This window comes from Proteiniphilum sp. LBM24028, from assembly GCF_056629195.1.
The window spans coordinates 735401-755622 of the sequence record NZ_CM152817.1; the positions used below are offsets into that span (position 1 = coordinate 735401).

Consider the following 20222-nt stretch of genomic DNA (forward strand, 5'->3'; position numbering starts at 1 on the left):
TTTACACATCAATTAATGACTTCATCTGAATGAGATTATTTTATTTATTTATCTTATCGGCACTTTTGATGCCACTTTCTATTACGGCACAAAGTCTGCCGTTTCAGAATCCCAATTTACCCATCGACGAACGGGTGAAAGACCTTGTCGAAAGAATGACGCTGAAAGAAAAAATCAGCCAGATGATGAATGCCGCTCCTCCAATAGACCGACTTGGGATCCCCGCCTACAACTGGTGGAATGAATGTCTGCACGGAGTTGCCCGATCCGGCAGGGCCACTGTCTTTCCCCAGGCAATAGGGATGGCTGCCACGTTCGACACGGATGCCATGTTTCGTACGGCCGAAGTCATCTCCGACGAAGCAAGAGCCAAATATCATCAGGCTTTGCGTGACCACGACCAGAGGCAATACACCGGACTGACCTTCTGGTCACCCAATATCAATATATTTCGTGATCCACGCTGGGGCAGGGGACAGGAAACCTATGGGGAGGATCCCTATTTGACTTCCGGTTTGGGCGTAGCTTTTGTAAAAGGACTTCAGGGAAACGATGAGAAATATTTTAAGACAATTGCTACGGCCAAACACTATGCCGTACACAGCGGCCCCGAGTACAGCCGTCATTCTTTTGATGCCCGTCCGCCCCTGCGGGATGTGTGGGAAACCTACCTGCCGGCTTTCGAGAAACTGATAAAGACCGGCAACGCCTATTCCGTCATGTGTGCCTACAACCGTTACGAAGGCGAACCCTGTTGCGGAAACGATGAGCTATTGATTGACATCCTGCGAAACCGATGGGGTTTTGAAGGGTATGTGGTCTCCGACTGTGGCGCCATCAACAATTTCTACCGGACGCACAAAACTTCGCCCGACGCTGCCGCAGCTTCCTCCCAGGCAGTAATTGCAGGCACCGACCTCGAATGTGGAGGCAGCTACAGCACGTTGATGGATGCCGTGAAGCGCGGAGATATTACGGAAGAGGAAATCAATCTGTCCGTCTCGCGTCTCTTTGCTGCCCGCATGAAACTGGGTATGTTTGATCCCGATGACCGGGTGCCCTACAGCAAGATCCCCATTTCTGTGGTTGCATCAAAAAAAGGCTGCGAGCAATCACTGGAGATGGCACGAAAATCCATCGTATTGTTAAAAAACGAGCAACAGACGTTGCCACTCGATAAGAAGATTAAAACCATTGCAGTGATCGGCCCCAATGCCGACAACCCGACCTGCTTACTTGGGAACTACAATGGTTCACCCTCTTATATAGTGACACCGCTTGATGGAATACGCCAGAAGGTGAGCAAAAACACCAAAGTCATTTATCATCAGGGAGTGGGGCTGACCGATGATTCTGTCTCCGTTCCCGTCCAAATCAAAAAACTGCTGCTTGCAGAGGGCAGAGATGGATTTAAAGCGGAATATTTCGACAACACGGAGTTTAAAGGAACCCCTGCGTTTGTCCAATATGAAAAGGAGATCGATTTTTTTGGAACAAAACAACACAGCATCCTGGCCAATTTAAAACCGGGTAGGGTTGCAGCACGCTGGACGAGCGTACTCACTCCCCGGAAAGATATGGAGGTGGCGTTTGAAATAACCAGCGACGACAGCGGTTTTCGCCTGTTTGTGGATGATCAGCTCCTGATCGACCGTTTTTCATATCAGGAGGCACGTGTGGAATACTGTCATTTGCAGCTAAAAGCAGGGCAAAAACGTACGCTTCGTTTCGAGTTTGTGCAGAGAATGGAAGGCGGTGGCGTCAGTCTCACTACGGTGAAGCGACAGAAAAGCGACCTGAATGCACTGGCCACGTCCGTGAAGTCGGCTGATGCCATTGTATTTGTCGGGGGTATCTCTCCCTCGCTCGAGGGAGAAGAAATGCCGGTGAGTGTGCCTGGTTTTAACAAGGGAGACCGTACCTCTATCGCCCTGCCCCGGGTACAGACTGAAGCCATGAAAGCATTGAAGGCCACGGGAAAGCCGGTGATTTTCGTGATGCTTACCGGAAGTGCCCTTGCAATTCAATGGGAAGATGATAATCTCCCAGCCATAGTCAATGCCTGGTATGGTGGTCAGGATGCAGGTACCGCATTGGCCGATGTGCTTTTCGGCGATTATAATCCCTCAGGGCGGCTGCCGGTCACTTTTTATGCTTCGGACGACGATTTGCCTCCTTATGAGGATTATAGCATGAAAGGAAGAACCTATCGTTACTTTACCGGCAAGCCCCTGTATCCTTTTGGTCACGGTTTAAGCTACACAGGGTTTACCTATTCCGATCTTCAGGTTCCAGCGACTATGGTCACAGGAGATTCTGTGAAGGTATCGGTATCGGTAACCAATACCGGAGATCGCAGTGGTGAAGAAGTGGTACAGCTCTATGTCTCTCTTTTAAACCGACAGGCTCCCGTGCCGTTGCGGTCGCTGCAGGGCGTACAGCGCATAAGGCTGGAACCCGGAGAATCGCGTAAGGTCGACTTCACACTTGCACCGGAACAGTTTTCCAGTATCGATGCGTTGATGCAACGTTGTGTGGAACCGGGAAAAGTATCGGTCAGCATTGGCGGTCAGCAGCCTTCCGAAGAGATCATAAAAGCTGAAAAGGCTGTTCGGAAAGAGCTGGTAGTTACAGGCAAAAAATGGATCGTCCGCTGATCTACCTGCAATCAGATGAAGGAAAATAATCTTTATGTTAAATTATATTCCCATGAACAGAAGAAATTTTATCAGAAATGTGTCCGCATTTTCAGCGGTTACCGTTTTAAAACCGGAAATCGTGTTTGCTTCCAATAACAATTCAGCCGTCCGAATAGGCCTTGTGGGGTGTGGTTCACGTGCCACAGGAATCCTGGGTGCCATGTCGGAAAGTTCCAATATTCAGATCACTGCCCTGGCCGATCTCTTTGAAGATAAACTGGCCAGTGGCGCCGATTTTGTGAACAAGCTGAATCAAAAGAAAGGGTATGCCCTTGTACAGAAGAAAAACATGTATGCAGGTTCCGATGCCTATCTGCGATTGCTGGAGAATAAAGAGGTAGATGCGGTCATCATCGCTTCACCCGGTTATTCGCACCCCCAGATACTGGAAGACACGGTTGCCGCAGGGAAACATGTATATTGTGAAAAACCGTTGGCTGTGGATGGCGACGGATGCAGGCAGATTCTCCGGACGGCACAAAATATTCAGGGAAAGATTTCCGCTTTCGATGGTTTCCAGATTCGTTACGCCACACCTTATGTAGAGATGGCAAAGCGGATTAAACGCGGCGATATAGGGGACCTTGTCACCGTGCAGCTCTACTATTTTTCTTCCGGGGGTGCCATCGTACCCCACGAAGGCATGTCGTACGACGAAATGCGTATCCGAAACCATTATCATTTTCACGAGATCTCCGGCGGTTGTTATCTGGATCAGGCCATTCATATGATCGACACATGTAACTGGATCCTTGGTACCCATCCTTTATCTGCAATAGGAGACGGAAACAGGAAGGGTGGTCCCGGATTTGGAAACGCATGGACGAACTATCAGGTGATTTACAAATATCCCGACGAGGTGAATGTATCGGTGCATTCCAGCAAATTCGGAAAAGTATTTGGTGATGTATGTGCCAGATTCATAGGGATAAAGGGCCTGGCCGAGGCTCACTATAGCGGCGGTGTGTTTATTTTGGGTGAGAACAAGTGGGATTCCGGAATAGCACACTCGGCGTCAGACCTGACTCCCGAGTCCATTGCAAGAGGTACCAGCTCCTCGTCGCTGGATGATGCGGATACAAACAAGGGCAAAGCTTTTATTGACAGCATCATCGGTGGTAACTACATGAACCAGCTGGAGTCGGGCTACAATTCTACCATGAGCGCAATCTTAGGGAGAGAAGCCGCTTCTCGGCAAGAGAAAGTCACCTGGGATGAATTGGCATATACCCCCCAACGGATTGACCCAAAATTAAATTTAAAGCAGTTCGACAGAAAATAATCGCAAAATGTTGGTTTTCGTTTAAAAAAACTTCTATCTTTGCATCCGCAAATAACAAGAGGTGCGCAGGCATCTCTTTTATTTGGGGAGCGGGCAGCGGCCCGTTGTATCCCGAAAATCATGAAACGCCCGGATGGCGGAATTGGTAGACGCGCTAGTTTCAGGGACTAGTGTTGGTTACAATGTGCAGGTTCGAGTCCTGTTCCGGGCACTTTTGCGCAGGTGGTGAAATTGGTATACACGCTACTTTGAGGGGGTAGTGCCGGTTACGGCGTGTGAGTTCGAGTCTCATTCTGCGCACCAATATAGCGTAAGTCATTGACTTTCAAGTTCGATTGGCCGTCATATACATGGAAATATATATAACGATTATGGCAGCCAACTATTCTGTTCCTAAATCTCATTTGCAGAGGGTTAATCGTAATAACGAAAAAATTACAAGAAATTTATGAGAAATTGATTCCACGTGTCAGCGACCGCTTAGTATGTTGCTGTCTTCCGTGGAAATTGGCGATCCCTCAGGTGCGGTGTTGACCTCTTCCTATTGTGTGTTGCTGTCTTTCACGGCAATCTCTTTGACCAGTCTTATCATCTTCCCATCGTGGGTCACTCCCTCGCCAATTATCTGATAGACGCCCGGCATATCGGCAGAATAAAAATCGATCACCGCTTCGCCCTGTGCAGAGAATTGCACATCGGGTTTCCAGAAGAGGGTAGTGCGCAGGTCCGGCACTGATGACTCTGCCTGCTCCGGCTTTTCGTATGTAGGAGCATAAAAGTGTGCTGCCTGCTGATAACCGAGTGGAATGATGTCGTCAATGCTGGGAGGACGGTGCGACGAATCCTTATATCCTCCTATTTTCGTGGTGATCACCACCGCACCGCTGGTGCCGGGAAAATAACCGGGCATGGAGGTGTTGTCTTTCAGTACGAAGAGGCTCTCGATGGAAGAGACCTCAATGTCGTCAATCCTTCCCGAAAAATCTTCAAATTTCATGTTGTCTATTACAAACAACACCGGCATCTCAGACCGGGTGGTGGTCACCACGTCACCCCTGATGACGATTCCCGGCTGACGCTGGAGCAACGACCGCAGGCTGGAGACATGCATCTTCTCTATGTCCGCCGCGGTTTGTACGCCAGTGGCGCTGATGGGTGAGTAAAAGGACGATTCCTTATATTTTTCAAGATTTTGCGCAGTGACGGTGAACTCATCGAGCAGAATGGTGCGGATACCGTTTTTTTGGGTGTAGTCCTCATTGGCAATCTGTAGATAAGGATCCTGGTCTGAATTATGCCGGTTGACAGCCTCCCCTCTAACCGGCAGGGCAGCGCCCTGAAGGGCGGGAAATGTCTCCTGGTTGAGGCTGATCACATTGAATGATCCACCTTTCTTACTCCGTGATTGTACCAGGATGGCGGTTCCCTCCGGATACTCCACATCGAATACGAAGCGGCCCCAGTCATCTGCTTGCGTGGTTTGCGTGCTGACCAGCGTGTCGAGCCGCGCCATCAGACTGATCTGTCCCTCTTTCAGTGACCCGAAGATACTCTCAGCCTTCCCTGTCACCTTCTGTGCCAGCTCGGGCGCAAAATCATCAGGCGTAGCGATTCTGCCCTGCAGGACAGCCGGGATATCGTACCTTCTCCATCCCTGCGTCAGCATCAGTGCGTCGAGGGCATACCTGTTCACTTGCCCGTCCTGAAAGTAGGACACCGGGGACTCGATCGTTCCTTTCAGCTCCGACGACAACAGGAGTGTGCTGATGATATTTATTGTGCTGTCGGTGACAACCGCTTCCTTATTGGTCACCGACATTGCAATATTACCGGTGGAGGGCATCAGATCCGGCCCGGTCAGTTTTAGCATGATCGTGACATGTTCCCTGCGTTTGTAAGCAGGTTTGGGCGTGTCGGCCTCCAGGCGGGCAAATTCGTTCCCGTTCAGGTTGAAAAGAAGCCGCTCGCTTAGCACTTCCTGTCTTGTATTCAATAATATGATATTCAATATCCCCGTGGGTAAATCCTTGTTTTCGAAGCTGTATATCTCTTTCTTCGGGTTCCACCGTTCATGAAAAAGAACCAGCCCTTTGTGGTGAATGAGCAGTGACACGGTGTCTTGCGGCGCTTCCTTGCCTCTGCTTTGTGTAATTCGCAACTGGCCCCCCGCATTGCGGGCAGTGATGATATGGGCGTCGGGCTGCGATTCCGGCAATGCGAAACGCCGGGAGATGCCGGCTTCGTTCCGGCAGATCACATGATATGACTCATTCCCGGAAGGAATAAAATGAAAGAGGCCCATGCCCAGATGCAGGCTTCTGAACGTGAGTATTTCACGATCTGCTGAGTCATACAATGTCCCCGTTATCTGTGTGCCCAGACCATCGGTGTTCAGCGCCTTGAAGGCAACCTGCGTAATCATGCCGGGGATGATGTAACCACCCTCCGGGAAAAACTGTACGTCATATTCTGCCGGATCACGAGGAATCGTGTAGTACCGGTTATATTTCCTGCCTTTGTAGATGAGTCCCAGCAGCAGCGTCCTGTTTTTATCCTTTTCCGATAACCTGATATCGAGATGATACACCCCGTCTTTCCCGGGCTTGAGTGTTTTTACCGCATTGTATCCGATCTTACTTGTGACCACCTCGGGCACTATCGTGTCGTTCAGTTGCCTGTCTATGAACTGTAGAGACAGATGTACGTCATTTTTCTCCACATCGAACGTCACCAGTGGCTCCAGCTGCAATGAAAACGGGTCGAGCACCTGTATGGACCTTCGGAAGAAAAAATCTTCGCTCCTGTTTCGCATGTACTGCGTGTATGCCCTCAGGGTATAGGCACCCTGGGTAAGGTCATCCTCCAGATCGATATGACCCGAATAAGCGCCGGTGCTATCGGGCCGTATCTTCACCCGTTGTACCAGTTCATCGAGTGGGCCGATCAGCTCCACATAGATGTAACGGCTTATGAAAACGGGCTGATGGGTAAGCGCATCCACCATGTGAGCCCGAAACCAGATCCGTTCGCCCGAGAGATATCCGGCCTTGTCTGTCTGCACGTAGATCTTCTCCTGCGGAAAAGTGACCAGCTGACGATGCATGCGTACCACCACAGAATCGCTATCCACTGTCGCTGTTTGTGCGAAAACAATAGATTTAAGCAGTAAAAAAAAATAAAGAAAGATATTTTTCTTCATTGATTATTCTGTGATTATACTCAAAAACAATAAAGGCTCATTATTTACATTGGTTAACGTAAAACCTGATCCTTTAGGTGAATAAAAGGTATTGTCTTTATTGATAATGGTCTCCTGTCCGTTGATTCTTACTTTGGTTCTCCCCTGTAAAATATAGATCGCATTTTGTCTTTGTGCACTATCTTTATAAGTGTATAATTCATTTTTGCGGATCTTATTTAATGTAACCTGAAATCCATCTGCAAAATCCTTATTTAAAAGGGTCTTCTCATTAAATTGTAACCGGCCGTAATTTTCATGCGGTACATAGCAATCATCAAAGGTGTAGTTGGTATTTCCTACCGAATAAGGTTTTTCAAGGGCAATAAGCGATTCCCTCTTTATGACAAGATATTTGATTGTGTCGTTGTGAATTCTTTGGATGTTGTGAGAAGATCCGCTGGGAGTATAGATAAAATCTCCTTCGTTTAGATTTTTTTCTATACCGTTGATATGAAACCTCACCGGACCTTTTACAATATAAAAAGCTTCGTCTTCATTGTGAATGTGGGGTGCATGTGTTTGAGTGCCTTCAAAAACACACGACATTTTTACTGTCAGAGTGTCGGCCATTCCTTTGGGAATATAATAATGAAACCAGCCATTGCGGTTTTTTGTTACCTTCTCTTCTTTAAATCTATCCACCAGGGCTTCCATATCTGTTGAGGAATCTATTTGTCTACTCTGAGAGTATACACCGAACGATGAAAAGAACAATATTAGACAAGCAAAACAATTATATTTCATGTAGTTAAAGTTATTATTTTCAATTTCATTACTCTTTTCCCCGTGTTCACTTATCGAAAATGTTCAAGAGTATCACAGGAACTCGTTTTAATCATGTACTTCTGTAATATGATTGTCATGCTCGTTCCATGATACGAGTTCTTTAACTGTTTCTTTATTAATGAGCCTGTTATCTCGAGATATTGCAAATATACAAGTAAAAAACAAACAAAATGATATTGATATGTTTTTTTCATGTTTTCAGGTATTGGTAGTCGTTATCTCAACATATAGCTGTAGCGTCTATTTTAATAATGAAATACCAAAACCAGGTGCACTTGAAGGTATAAAAACTCCATTTTCTACTCTGTTAAAGCCAAAATCGATATCATTTGAAAAACAAGTAACGCCTTCAATCGTAACAACATTTCCAATACCTCCGGCAAGATGTCCGGTATAGATAGTTTTAAGATAATCACCCCAATTATGAGGTGAAGCCTGCAACCCGTTTTCTATTAACCGGGGCATTAATTTCCTCCAGTGGGTGAATCCATAGCCCATTATATCGTCCAGATAAACGTCCAGTACTTTGTTTCTCCCCATTTCCAACGCAAGATCCAAATCAGGTCTCGCCTCACCGTCGGCAAGCAGGGTGTTCCTTTTTCTGTTTTCCGACAACCATTTTCTCAGCGCGGTAAAATCGTCCAGTGTCTCCCTGAAAGGTTCTTCTATCCACCATATCGATACATTTTCAAGTTGTTCAAGATAACGGATGAAGTCTTTCAATGTATAGCCATCGTTCGCATCAACTAAAATATCAACATCCGGAAAATAAGCATTTACCATCCGGGTAACTTCAACATCTCTCTTCAAGCCCTCTTCGGGAGACATCCATTTGAATCCTCTGCCGATTTTCAGTTTAAACTGCCGATACCCTTTGCTATAATCATAAAAGCATTCTTGAAGTATTTTATCAAATGCTTTTCTGCTATCATTCATATCTACATCATCCATATAGATCATTCCACTATAGCATTTGGTTATAATTGGACTTTCACTGCCCAGAAGCTGATATACAGGTTTATTCAAAATAACACCTGCAAGGTCATGCAAGGGGATGTCAAATATCTGCGCAACATCTGTTACACCCGTCTCCAATGCGAATACATCGGTAATCTTTTTTCCTTTAATCTGATCAAAAATCTCTACTGCCTTTTCTCGGGACCCTCTCATCATCCCAATTCCAGATGCTCCCTGATTTGTTGTGAGTCTGCAAATAGTCATCGATGGGCCATGACCATGAATGCCCAAATGGGAATTTTTTCCTACCAGACGAGGATAACTCAGCTTTACATTTGTGAACTGCATACTTTCCAATGAATGGTCAGACAGCTCATTTACTGCATTAAGGCTCATGCTTTCCGCTTTCAATGAAGTAAAAGAAGCGGGTAGCAATGAAGCTGCTCCTGCAGTGGCCGCATATCGTAAAAAATTCCGTCTGTTCATGAACTTAATAGATTTATTGTTCAAATATATACATTATTCTTGTAATACTGACCCATAAATTTCCATATCAGCAATAGCAACATCTTTCTTGTCATTTATTGCCAGCCTTACATACCGTGCGGATGTGGGTTTGATGTCACTATCGGTAGTATTCATCTGGTTATTCGCCTGTTCAAATGCCTTTTCCCACTTTCTCCCATCTTCGCTTGTTTCAACCACGAAAGATTTCAACTTGTAATTTTCATTCATGCCGTTGATTTTTCCCGCATGTCTTATTACAATACGATTGATACGATAAGGTTTTGCAAAATCAAACTGTATCCATTTGTTTCCCGTCGCAGAAGACACCCATGTCCGGTCGGCGGAGGCAGTGCCATCCGCGGCATAATCTGCATGGGTACCTGTTTCACTGGAAGTGATTTTCATCTTTGACGAAAGGGTAAGGTTGAAGTCCAGCCCGTTTGCTTCGTTGTAAAGAGCAAAAAAGTGGTCGCCGCGGCATATCACAATATTTCCCGGAGAAATGGCATCCAGTTTTTCTTTTAATATCACCATGCTGTCGGGTCCCATACGCCACGATGTACCCTGGGCAGTGAGGAAGACGGGTTTCTTCCCTTCAAAATGGGCTACGGTGTCGCGGTTCATTCTCACAAACACATCCGGTCCATTGGCATAACAAGGATAATTGGGAAGAAAGGCAAGACGGTGCTGTGAATTGTAGGAAGGAATTTTTCCAATCTGCCTTTCCCAGTCCTGTTGTGTGACCCCATAAAGATAACGGCAATGTGTTGCATATGCATCCATCTGTCCCTGATTGATCTCGTCCCACACCGTAATCACCCTCAGTCCGCTTTTTTCCAGATACCGTTGTGTAAGCTTCAAATATTCTTCAAATGCTTTGCCCCCCGTATTGTTCCACTTGTAATTATGCGCATCATAAAGCAGGGAGTAGCCCAGGCCGGAGGGGCCGGAAGCAAAAAAGTCGTTCGGTGTGGCTGTCTTGTAATAATAGTTGAGCAGACCAGGCCCCAGATCCGACAGTGCGGGACTAATTGTCCAGTTTATAGGAATAATTCCCCTTTCAGGATTTAGCCACAGTTTTGCCAGGGCGTTCTGGCAGTACTGGATATTGTCTCCGTCACTCAGAAAAAGGGCGAGATATATCTTGTTTTCGAGTTCAGGCTTTTTAGGAACCACCGGTAAATGAATAATATGATCCATGCCCGCGTATACAGTTGCATTTTCGTAAAAATCTGCTGGCACGGTAGAAATGCCATACTCTGTTCCTATGCCAATTCCCGATCGTTCCTCGGGCCACCAGCCCAGGATAATTCCTTCCCCTGCGGTCATGTCCCGGAGATAGAGCCGGAGCACGTTCCTTTCCGGAATATTTCGGGGGTCAAGCCAGATAACGGCAGCTTTTGCTGCCACAGCTATGTCCCGTATATATGGAACTGCCCTATGGTGAACCAGCATCCTTTTAGAACATGCACCCCAATAGGTATTGTACATGTATAGATAAATATCCTCGGGAGTGGTGTAAGCGAGACTGGTCAAATCGGCCAACACCTGAAATTTCATGCCACGCTTCTGCAGTTGTTCGTATTCAGCCCTTGTCACCGGAAGTGCATTGCGTAATCCGGCAACTGTTGTTGCCAGGTTACGGTAATGCGGACTTTTATCCACACTATACAAGACCACACCCTTTATGCTGTTGCGATATTTTTTTACCACTTCCCATTTGTTATCCTCTCTGTATTCCCTGAGATTTAATTTAAGATGTTGTGGCCACACCTTGCTCTCCGGCCCTGAAGTGCGTATCAGCAGTATAGATGGTTTTGTCTTGTTCACAAGCCCTTGCAGCGCAGAAAACATTACCCCTTCCTCACTTTTGTCATTTCTGTATTCCACCCAAACGGCGTCGAGCGTGTCTGCGGGAAGAGAGAACGTTGGAAATGCCTGTCCTTTGGGCCAGTACATTCCCTGATTGTTATTCTGCGCCGATATATTTAAATTCATTAAGACGATACACAGGAAAAGAATTATTGATCTCATATCTTATTTTTTTAGTCAGTTATTCTACTTAAAAACAGCGCTGTCTCTTTGGGGTAGTGAACCATCCGCATCTGCCAGATCAGTTCCTGCAAATTCACGATGCGGGTATTGTTATTAATTCTTTCAATGCACTTTTTTGCAGCTGCAACTCCAATTACATTTCCTCCAGGTGTATTTTCAGCCTGGAGATCGTCCGAACTACCAATGTCGCTGAATCTGCTCCAGGCATGAACGCAAACGGCAGAAAAAGAGCCTTCACCAAGTTGGTTTATTTTCGATGCGATATATGCGGGACTTCCCTGGTTTGGTCTGTTATCTCCATGATTCCAGAGTGCATACTTCGTGGTAATTACAGGAATATGAAATCCATCGGAATTTTTAAACCAAAACACTTTTCCATCGCCTGCAGCATAGGGTGCATACTGAACTACAACAATTCCTTCGAGCATATTATTGGTCTCTATATAGGCTTTGTAGGCTTCCATCGCAGCGGGGCTGTCACAATCCATTGTGAAGAGCCCCAGTATTTTGCAATTATGTTGCCTTAAATGGGCTGTGGTAGCTACCACTGTTTTTTGCAATGTATTCAATCTGTCTTTATCCCGGGCAAACTCGTCAGCGTAAAAATAACCCCCTCCAAAACTTTCAAAAACGGAACCTGCCGGGTTTTGCTTTTCCAGCAAATAATTCAGCCAGTCGGGGGCAATCATGTCCAGATTGGCCACCGGTAACCCGAACGAGAATTTTGTAGCCGTCACATCCTTACTCGCATAATATATATCACGATTGAAGTTGTTCATCATCCACTGAATGTTATCGCCGTCAGAAAGATAGAATGAAGCATAGTTTTTGGAAGGATCGTAAAGATATTTTTTGGGATTATCAACTTTTACAAGACCCTTTTGTCTGTTTTTGTAATCCAGTGCCGTAAAATCTGTATTGTAAGCCCAGTCATAGGGCACCATCCTGTTTCCGGTTTTGGTCACTCTTCTTACAAACACATCTTCACCTACGCCTTGTTCCCAGCCAAAAACGGGTGCATTGGGCTCAAGCCATTGTAGTATCTCCTCGAACAGTTCCACATTTTGACCTTCACTACTCGACTGATATATATGGTTCAGATTAATCACAAACAGTTTATGCGCTATGGCATATGAACGCAATTCACCCGTCTGCACAGGCATCACTACCAGTGCTGAATTACTACATTTGTCCTTAAATTCCCTCCATGAGTCAGCCACACTTTTTTTTGTCGCATCGTAGCGCATCACATACCCCCGGGCATCAAAAAAATCCTTGTCCCTGATATCCACAATAATTGCCTGATACACGTGGGCCGCTACCGCTGCCACATTCCCACTCTCGGGATTATTTACAACATCTGAAAGTATATATCCCGGTTTGCCATCGTCGCCCGTCCATATTTGTTTCAGGTCTTCACCGGGTTCAAATTGTTCAGTTGCCAGCTCCACGGCTGTGCGCTTACCAATTTCTTTGATACCCATGGCTTCAAAAGCAGTCCTGCTATTTGTATAAGCCGGATAGTCCGTGCCTTCATCCATCCATACGGCAACCTTGCTTTTTCCCTCTTCAGTCGCAAGAAATGATAAACCTTGAATGGATTGCGCAAGCAAATGATATTGAAGTCCTTCTGTTATGCTTGTTTGTGAAATATTGTTTTTTTGGCTGTTACCCAGGATGTCTGTAAGGTTCCAGTACCTTTCCGGAAGTCTGCTATTTGAAGGAATCCAATATTGTCCCACATCGCTGAACGCATCATGGAATGATGAATAGCTGAAGCGGCCATCGTCAGTTTTGGACGCGCAGCCGATGGATAAGGTTGTCAGGAGTATACCTGTGAATATTCTTGAAATCATCATGTTGTCACCATTTTATTTCCACTAAAATACCGTCGGGGTCATTTTCAAACTTCAACAGGCAGGTGCCCGATATTTCGTCCCACGCATGTTCAGCATTCGTGATCACTTTGCCTGCAGAGTCCTTTACTACCACCTCGGAAGGCTTTTTGGGAAGTAATACACGGCTTACATTTTCCGTGTGGAGTGGACTTTTGGCAACAAACGAGTAAAACCCTCTTTTAGAAACCTCATCATATATCCGTGAAGCACCGCATAAGACGGCGGGCTTTTTCCTGTTTTTTACCTGTTCAACGTTGTAAAGCAAAGCCTGTTCGTTGGGGTGAATCACCTTTTCCTCCAGTATGGGCAGGGTAGGGTCAAAAAGATCTATAAAAACACCGTGAAGCGTGAGTGGCTCACCTGATACGCTCTCATCTAAAACAGATGCAATGATGTAGGGCCCCCGCTCCAGATAATAATTGTTTTTTACATCAAACTTCTCTTTGTTTGCTGTGGCAGTCTCAAATGCTTTTTGCACTGTACTTACAAAAAGTCTGTCACCCTGTTCTTTCATAACAAACTCTTTGGGCTCTTCCCGCATTATATACACTTTTCCCTTTCCATAAGTATATTCACCCGTGCGGGGAGTGTCAGATTCCAGTCCCATCAATCCAAACAGATGCTGCGATGGTGCCTTATAGCTGTTTCCGTTGCTGTTCCACCATTCCATGACGGTCTGGTAGGGATCATTGTCCAAACCGCAATATACAAGCACACCGCCATCCTTTACCCACTGGGCAATATATTCATGAAATTCCAATTTAGGGGGCTTCATATTGGCGTATGACATGATGAGCACTTTCAGGTTTTTCCAGGTATCGGGATAACTTACATTTTCAATATGTACTGTACTTACGGGTATTCCTCTTTTCAACAAAGGCAGGGTTTGCCCGTAAAAGTTTGAAAATTGAGGATCTGCCAAATTTTCTTCCTGATATTGCATGCTGCCTTTGTTAAATACTTCCACCACCTCACCATTTTGGTTATGTGTGGGATAACGCTGAAACATCAGTGAATTGGACATCAGCACGCCAATGCCTTGCGTTCCGCTTACTGTGTGGTCACTCAATGGCATGTTGTTTAGTGTATTGATCATTATTTGCACCTGTGTGGAGTAATATTCAGGTATTCTCTCCTTCGTACTGCAGGTATCGCATGACTGATATAATCCCTCATACACCCTGTCGGGCCAGGGCATCACCTCATAGTTGTCCACCATTGGGTAAAGTAGTTGCGCAGTAAATGTTGCCTGGTAGTTCTTTTTAAAATCACTCCAGTTACGTGCCCAGTCTTCAATGGGGTCGGTAAGGAAAAACATTTTGCGTCCAGTCGGTCTTGTCATGGACTCCATGGAGCCATATTCCAGGAAAGCATTCTCAAACACTCTCTCTTTGCGAATGCCGTTGAAGTAGTTTGGTTCCCTTGCCGTGCCGGTCCACACCTGTGCAATATAACCATCCATACTGGGTAGTGAAGCCAGGCTGGCGTGGGGACTGACGATCTGCCAGGAGGAGTAGTTCACCAGTGAATGGGTAGGTACATAACAGCGAACATCCATCCCCTTACTCCTGCCATATGCCTTGGCAAATGTGAACACTTCATCCAAAGCACGGTAGTAGAGATGATATTTCAGCTTGTTTGAAAGGTAGGTGTTTTCGGGCGACTCATGCTGTGGACGCCAGGGAAAGCCATAATACTCTTCCCATTCACGCTTAAAGGCATCGCTATATCCGGCACGCATCCAGAACTCGGGTTCTTCCAGATAAATGGCATCAATTCCTGCATCAATTGCCCGTTTCACCTGCACCTCTTTCATGTATTTCAGGAAGTTTCTTGTGGGAACAATATAAGGTACATTTCGTCCATGCCATATTGTATCTCCTTTCACAGTCACCTGTCCCTCATCCCAATGTGTTTTGCCATCCCACTGGCCGGTAAAGTAATCCTGATATCCACCCCAGGCAATGCCGGTCATGAAATGTGTGATGTAACCGCGATCCCGCCAGGTCTGCACTCTTTCTTCAAACGTCATTGCAGGCCGTCCTTCTCTCGCCTGCCTGTCGCCTGCGCCATATATAATTGCTACGTCAGATCTTATGTCAGTGACCGGTTTCCAGTGACCGGAAGTCTGAAACGCGGTCTTTTCTTTATTGTCGATTCCCCCGCGGCTATTGTCAGTTCTCGATCCGCAACCAATCCATATGATTGTCAGGAGTATGCCTGTGAATATTTTTGGAATCATCATGTTGTCACCATTTTATTTCCACTAAGATGCCGTCGGGGTCATTCTCAAACTTCAACAGGCAGGTGCCCGATGTATCGTCCCAGGCATGTTCAGCATTCGTGATCACTTCGCCAGCGGGGTTCTTTACCACCACCTCGGAAGGTTTTTTGGGAAGTAAAACACGACTTACATTATTTGTTTCGAGCGGACTTTTGGCAACAAACGAGTAAAACCCTCTTTTAGAAACTTCATCATATATCCTTGAAGCACCGCATAGTACGGCAGGTTTACTTTTGCCCTTTATAAACTCCACATTGTACAGGAATGCTTGTTCACCGGGAATGACCGATTTTTCAGTCAGTACCGGCAGGGCAGGGTCAAATAGATCGATAAACACACCCTTCAAAGTCATGGGGTCGTTTGAAATACTCTCATCCATTACAGCGGCAATCATATAGGGCCCGCGTTCCAGATACAAGCTGTTTTTTGTTTCAAGTTGACCCCCGTTGGGTGTAGTTTCAAATGCTTTTTTTATTGTTTCAAAATAGTTTGAATCATAGTTCGCATTCAGTACAAATTCCTTGGGTTCTTCACGTATCACATATACTTTTCCCTTGCCGCAGGCATACTCGCCCGTACCCGGCGTGTCAGTTCCCAGTTTCATTAACTCAAAAAGGTGTTGTGATGGTGCTTTGTAGCTGTTTCCGTCGCTGTTCCACCATTCCATCACTGTCTGATAAGGATCAATGTCCTTGCCACAATATACCAGCACACCCCCATTTTTCACCCAGTCGGCTATAAACTGATGGTACTCGGCCTTCATCGGTTTCATGTTGGCGTATGACATCACCAACACTTTCAGGTCTTTCCAGGTATCGGGATACCCCACATTCTCGATATGTACGGTGCTTACAGGTATTCCCCTTTTCAACAAGGGCAGCGTCTGTCCGTAGAAGTTAGAAAACTGCGGATCATCATACCCGTCGTGCGTGGGAAAACGCTGAAACATGAGTGAGTTCGACATCAGTACACCAATGCCATGAGAGCCGCTTACTTTATTTTCAGAGCGTGGCATGTCGTTAAGCGTGTTAATCATCACCTGCATCTGTGTGGAGTAAAAGCGTGGAATCCGTTCCTTCGTAGTACATGTGTCACATGTTTTATACAAACCTTCATAGATACGATCGGGCCAGGGCATCACCTCATAATCTGCAATCATGGGATAAAGCAGTTGCGCAGAGAAGGTGGCCTGATAATTTTTTTTGTAATCCACCCAGTCGCGGGGCCAGTCCTCAATCGGGTCCGTCAGAAAAAACATCTTGCGTCCCGTGGGGCGAGTCATCGACTCCATTGATCCATATTCCAGGAATGCATTTTCAAATACACGTTCCTTCTTTAGTCCGTCAAAATAGGTCGGTTCACGTGAAGTACCGGTCCACACCTGGGCGATATAGCCATCCATGGCGGGTAATGAGGCCAGGCTGGCTTCAGGGCTTACTATCTGCCACGATGAGTAGTTTACCAGCGAGTGGGTAGGCACATAACAGCGTACATTCATTCCTTTGCTCTTTCCATATTCTTTGGCAAAAGTAAATACTTCATCCAGGGCACGGTAGTAGAGATGATATTTCAGCTTGTTTGAAAGGTAGGTGTTTTCGGGCGACTCATGCTGCGGACGCCACGGAAAGCCGTAATATTCTTCCCATTCACGTTTGAATGCATCACTGTATCCGGCACGCATCCAAAACTCGGGCTCTTCCATATGAATTGCATCAATACCGGCATCAATGACCTTCTTCACATGCTTCTGCTTGATGTATTCGATAAAATTCAACGAAGGTACAATATAGGGTACCATTCTGCCGTGCCATATCGTATCTCCTTTCACGGTTTTTTGTCCTTCGTCGAGATGCCACTTCCCGTCCCATTCTCCTGTGAAGTAATCCTGATAATTGCCCCATGCGATACCGGTCATGAAATGAGTAGTGTAACCGCGGTCGCGCCATGTCTGCACCCGCTCCTCGAAAGTCATTGCAGGACGTCCATCCCTTGCAGGCCTGTCGCCGGCGCCATACACGATTGCCACATCCGCCCTTACGTCTGTGACCGGTTTCCACTGCCCCGACGTCTGAAACGCTGTTTTTTCTTTACTGACATCCCTGTCAAGCTGATTGTGACCTTGATTCTGGCAGGATACCATACTCAAAGCGATAAGTATGGTTGATATAAACAATATTGTAGTTCTCATAAGTTTATTTTTTATTTTAATGGTTCCGACATGGAAGGAGCTCTCGAATCACGTGAGCTGCCCCAGCTTTTGTTGGGCCTTGGCCCCATTATAAACACCAGCTTACCTCCCTTTACTATATCCGAATGTTCAATCCACGTCTTGTCGTGCGGTTTTCCGTTTAACTCAGCCGATTGAATATATTTGTTTTGTTGAGACACATTTTCTGCCTCAATTATAAACTTCTTACCTTCACCTACATTGATGATGACTTCCTCGAAAATTGGACTGCCAATATCAAAAATTGGCCTTCCGGGACACTGTGGATAGATACCCATCGCGTTCAGGACATACCAACTCGACATTGCGCCTCCATCTTCATCCCCGCTTAGTCCGAAAGGAGTTGTGTCATACCATATATCCAGCATCTGCCGCACCTTTTTTTGTGTCATCCATGGCTGGCCGGCGTAATTAAAAAGATAAGGGATATGCCATGCCGGCTCATTTCCATGTGTGTACATACCCATCAGGCCTGTCATATCGGGGAACTGGGCAAGAAACTGAAGTTTATCGTTGCGGTGGCCTGTCACAAACAGCTGGTTCAATTTGTCGAGAAACTTTTCTTCCCCACCCATCAGATTAATAAGCCCCTGCACATCATGTTGCACATGCCATGTATATTTCCATGAGTTGCCTTCAGCAAAATATCCTTCGCCAGCAAAACCACCAGAATACATTGGGTCAAATGGCTCAATCCATTTCCCGTCGGCAGATTTGGGCGCCATTAATCCAATTTCAGGTTTATATAAATTCTGATAGTTGTGCGCCCGTTTCATAAACAGGTCGTAATCATCCTTTTTTCCCAACTCTTTTGCCATCTGGGCAAGGCACCAGTCGTCATACGCATGCTCAAGCGTGACTGATACAGATTGTCTTCTGTGCCAGCCATCCACTTCAGGTACCCACTCTTCCACGCCAGGCTCGGGCAGCCATTGTGACTGATATGGCAATCTGTTGTATTTGTCATAGGGTTTTATATCGGGCAGCCACTGATGATTGATAAACTTTTGACGTACAGTGTCAAAATCTTCCCTGACAGGCAGCGCAGGAAAAAAACCTTTGTCAAAATAGCATTGTTCCAGCTCAGTGATATACATTTCATCCTTCCAGGGAATCATTGTTGCTTCGTTATGATTTTTCTTCATGGCTTCATACGCCTTCTCGATATCAAAGTCGCGCACTCCCCTGAAATAAGCATCCACAATCACAGCGGTGGAATGATGCCCGATCATTGCACCCGAGCTTTGCAGCCAGCCGGTCTCGTCATACCTGTTGAGCCAGTTCTGAATAGCAAGGTTTGTCTCTTCCGGCTTAATCAGTGACAACAGCGGATAAGCTCCACGATAGGTGTCCCATACATTTCCCATCCTGAGAGAGCGGGTACGATGCAGGGTGGTATAAAACAGCCGGCGTTGTTTTTCTGTTCCACCTTTGACTTGAATCAGTCCCAACTCCTCATTCCACAACTGTTTAGCATTATTCTTCAACTGTTCAAAGCTGTTTGTGCCGATCTCCTTATCCATAAACATACGAGCCTCTTCCATACTCTGGCGTGAAACAGCCACTTTCAACTCCACAACCCGTGATGTGCCGGCTCCGGGATAAACAACATAGCAACCAATATTATTACCCGATTGTGTCTGTGATCCGGCATAGAGGGTATCGTTGCTCCAGGTTCCGCTCGAAGCGAATGGCTCACTTGATACTGCATAAAAAAAAGAATTACGATTCATCATTCTGTTACTTCCACTTTCCTCGCTTACCCTGTTGGGTAATGATTTTCCTTCAATCACGGAATGATCTTTGACAACCAGATTCATGTTCCCATTCAAGCGAAACATCAGGTTGGATGTCTGACTTTCAGGAAGTGTGAATCTGAAAATAATTGTATTTTTTGTGACGGTAAATTCGGTATTGATATCCGGATCTTCAAGCAATACCTGATAGTAGTAGGGTGCAACACGCTCCAGATCGTGATCAAAACGGGACCCTCTATCCCAGTCGCCAACCTTCATCACGCCACTACTTGCCATTACACTTCCCATACCCAAAGGAAACCCCAAAATCCTGTCTGCAAAATACCAGTCGGTCATCTGTGTGAATGCAGGGAATAATGACATCGACCCGCCGGGGACCTTAATTACGGGAGTTGTACCCCTCGTCTTTTGATTTATAGTACCGATATACATATACACATCATCTGCGGGAGTTTGGGCTACAACTGAGCTGTGAACCCAAATTATTGCCACACATAACATCATATGCCAGATCGACCTATTTATTTTT

At 46.0% G+C, this 20222-nt stretch carries 10 protein-coding genes and 2 tRNA genes; 4 read left to right on the forward strand and 8 right to left on the reverse strand.

Annotated features, from left to right (window positions below; genetic code table 11):
- Positions 1-29: 29 nt before the first annotated feature.
- The 4 genes from AC1HCU_RS02810 (at position 30) to AC1HCU_RS02825 (ending at position 4284) form a co-directional block, all read left to right on the forward strand.
- Positions 30-2657 (forward strand): glycoside hydrolase family 3 C-terminal domain-containing protein, encoded by a 2628-nt coding sequence (locus AC1HCU_RS02810; RefSeq protein WP_480368793.1) that lies wholly within the window; start codon positions 30-32, stop codon positions 2655-2657.
- Between the two features lie 52 nt (positions 2658-2709).
- Positions 2710-3981 carry a Gfo/Idh/MocA family protein gene (locus AC1HCU_RS02815; protein WP_480368796.1) on the forward strand — a complete coding sequence of 424 codons (1272 nt, stop codon included), beginning with the start codon at positions 2710-2712 and terminating at the stop codon, positions 3979-3981.
- 127 nt (positions 3982-4108) lie between these two features.
- Positions 4109-4192: transfer RNA gene (locus tag AC1HCU_RS02820), tRNA-Leu, on the forward strand.
- A 5-nt stretch (positions 4193-4197) separates the two neighbouring features.
- Positions 4198-4284, forward strand: a tRNA-Leu gene (locus AC1HCU_RS02825).
- A gap of 238 nt (positions 4285-4522) precedes the next feature.
- Here AC1HCU_RS02825 and AC1HCU_RS02830 read toward each other — a convergent pair.
- The 8 genes from AC1HCU_RS02830 to AC1HCU_RS02865 form a co-directional block, all read right to left on the reverse strand.
- Positions 4523-7180 (reverse strand): TonB-dependent receptor, encoded by a 2658-nt coding sequence (locus AC1HCU_RS02830; RefSeq protein ID WP_480368799.1) that lies wholly within the window; start codon positions 7178-7180, stop codon positions 4523-4525.
- 3 nt (positions 7181-7183) lie between these two features.
- Positions 7184-7876, reverse strand: a complete 693-nt coding sequence (locus tag AC1HCU_RS02835) for a cupin domain-containing protein (RefSeq protein WP_480368802.1) — start codon at positions 7874-7876, stop codon at positions 7184-7186.
- A 372-nt stretch (positions 7877-8248) separates the two neighbouring features.
- Positions 8249-9451 (reverse strand): enolase C-terminal domain-like protein, encoded by a 1203-nt coding sequence (locus AC1HCU_RS02840; protein WP_480368805.1) that lies wholly within the window; start codon positions 9449-9451, stop codon positions 8249-8251.
- 33 nt (positions 9452-9484) lie between these two features.
- On the reverse strand, positions 9485-11506 hold the full coding sequence (locus tag AC1HCU_RS02845; protein WP_480368807.1) for a discoidin domain-containing protein: 2022 nt from the start codon (positions 11504-11506) through the stop codon (positions 9485-9487).
- Positions 11507-11517: 11 nt separating this feature from the next.
- Positions 11518-13386 (reverse strand): hypothetical protein, encoded by a 1869-nt coding sequence (locus tag AC1HCU_RS02850; RefSeq protein ID WP_480368810.1) that lies wholly within the window; start codon positions 13384-13386, stop codon positions 11518-11520.
- A gap of 4 nt (positions 13387-13390) precedes the next feature.
- The gene (locus tag AC1HCU_RS02855; protein WP_480368812.1) at positions 13391-15670 is read right to left on the reverse strand and encodes a hypothetical protein; all 2280 of its coding nucleotides are present in this window, start codon (positions 15668-15670) and stop codon (positions 13391-13393) included.
- 4 nt (positions 15671-15674) lie between these two features.
- Positions 15675-17849, reverse strand: a complete 2175-nt coding sequence (locus AC1HCU_RS02860; protein ID WP_480371030.1) for a hypothetical protein — start codon at positions 17847-17849, stop codon at positions 15675-15677.
- Positions 17850-17908: 59 nt separating this feature from the next.
- Positions 17909-20185: a GH92 family glycosyl hydrolase gene (locus AC1HCU_RS02865; RefSeq protein ID WP_480368815.1), complete on the reverse strand. Its 2277-nt coding sequence runs from the start codon at positions 20183-20185 to the stop codon at positions 17909-17911.
- Positions 20186-20222 lie beyond the last annotated feature (37 nt).

What these genes read in the sequence shown, in the direction of transcription:
- AC1HCU_RS02810 (WP_480368793.1), top strand. Translation starts at nt 30, where the DNA reads ATGAGATTATTTTATTTATTTATCTTATCGGCACTTTTGATGCCACTT.
- AC1HCU_RS02815 (WP_480368796.1), top strand. Translation starts at nt 2,710, where the DNA reads ATGAACAGAAGAAATTTTATCAGAAATGTGTCCGCATTTTCAGCGGTT.
- AC1HCU_RS02830 (WP_480368799.1), bottom strand. Translation starts at nt 7,180, where the DNA reads ATGAAGAAAAATATCTTTCTTTATTTTTTTTTACTGCTTAAATCTATT.
- AC1HCU_RS02835 (WP_480368802.1), bottom strand. Translation starts at nt 7,876, where the DNA reads ATGGAAGCCCTGGTGGATAGATTTAAAGAAGAGAAGGTAACAAAAAAC.
- AC1HCU_RS02840 (WP_480368805.1), bottom strand. Translation starts at nt 9,451, where the DNA reads ATGAACAGACGGAATTTTTTACGATATGCGGCCACTGCAGGAGCAGCT.
- AC1HCU_RS02845 (WP_480368807.1), bottom strand. Translation starts at nt 11,506, where the DNA reads ATGAGATCAATAATTCTTTTCCTGTGTATCGTCTTAATGAATTTAAAT.
- AC1HCU_RS02850 (WP_480368810.1), bottom strand. Translation starts at nt 13,386, where the DNA reads ATGATGATTTCAAGAATATTCACAGGTATACTCCTGACAACCTTATCC.
- AC1HCU_RS02855 (WP_480368812.1), bottom strand. Translation starts at nt 15,670, where the DNA reads ATGATGATTCCAAAAATATTCACAGGCATACTCCTGACAATCATATGG.
- AC1HCU_RS02860 (WP_480371030.1), bottom strand. Translation starts at nt 17,849, where the DNA reads ATGGTATCCTGCCAGAATCAAGGTCACAATCAGCTTGACAGGGATGTC.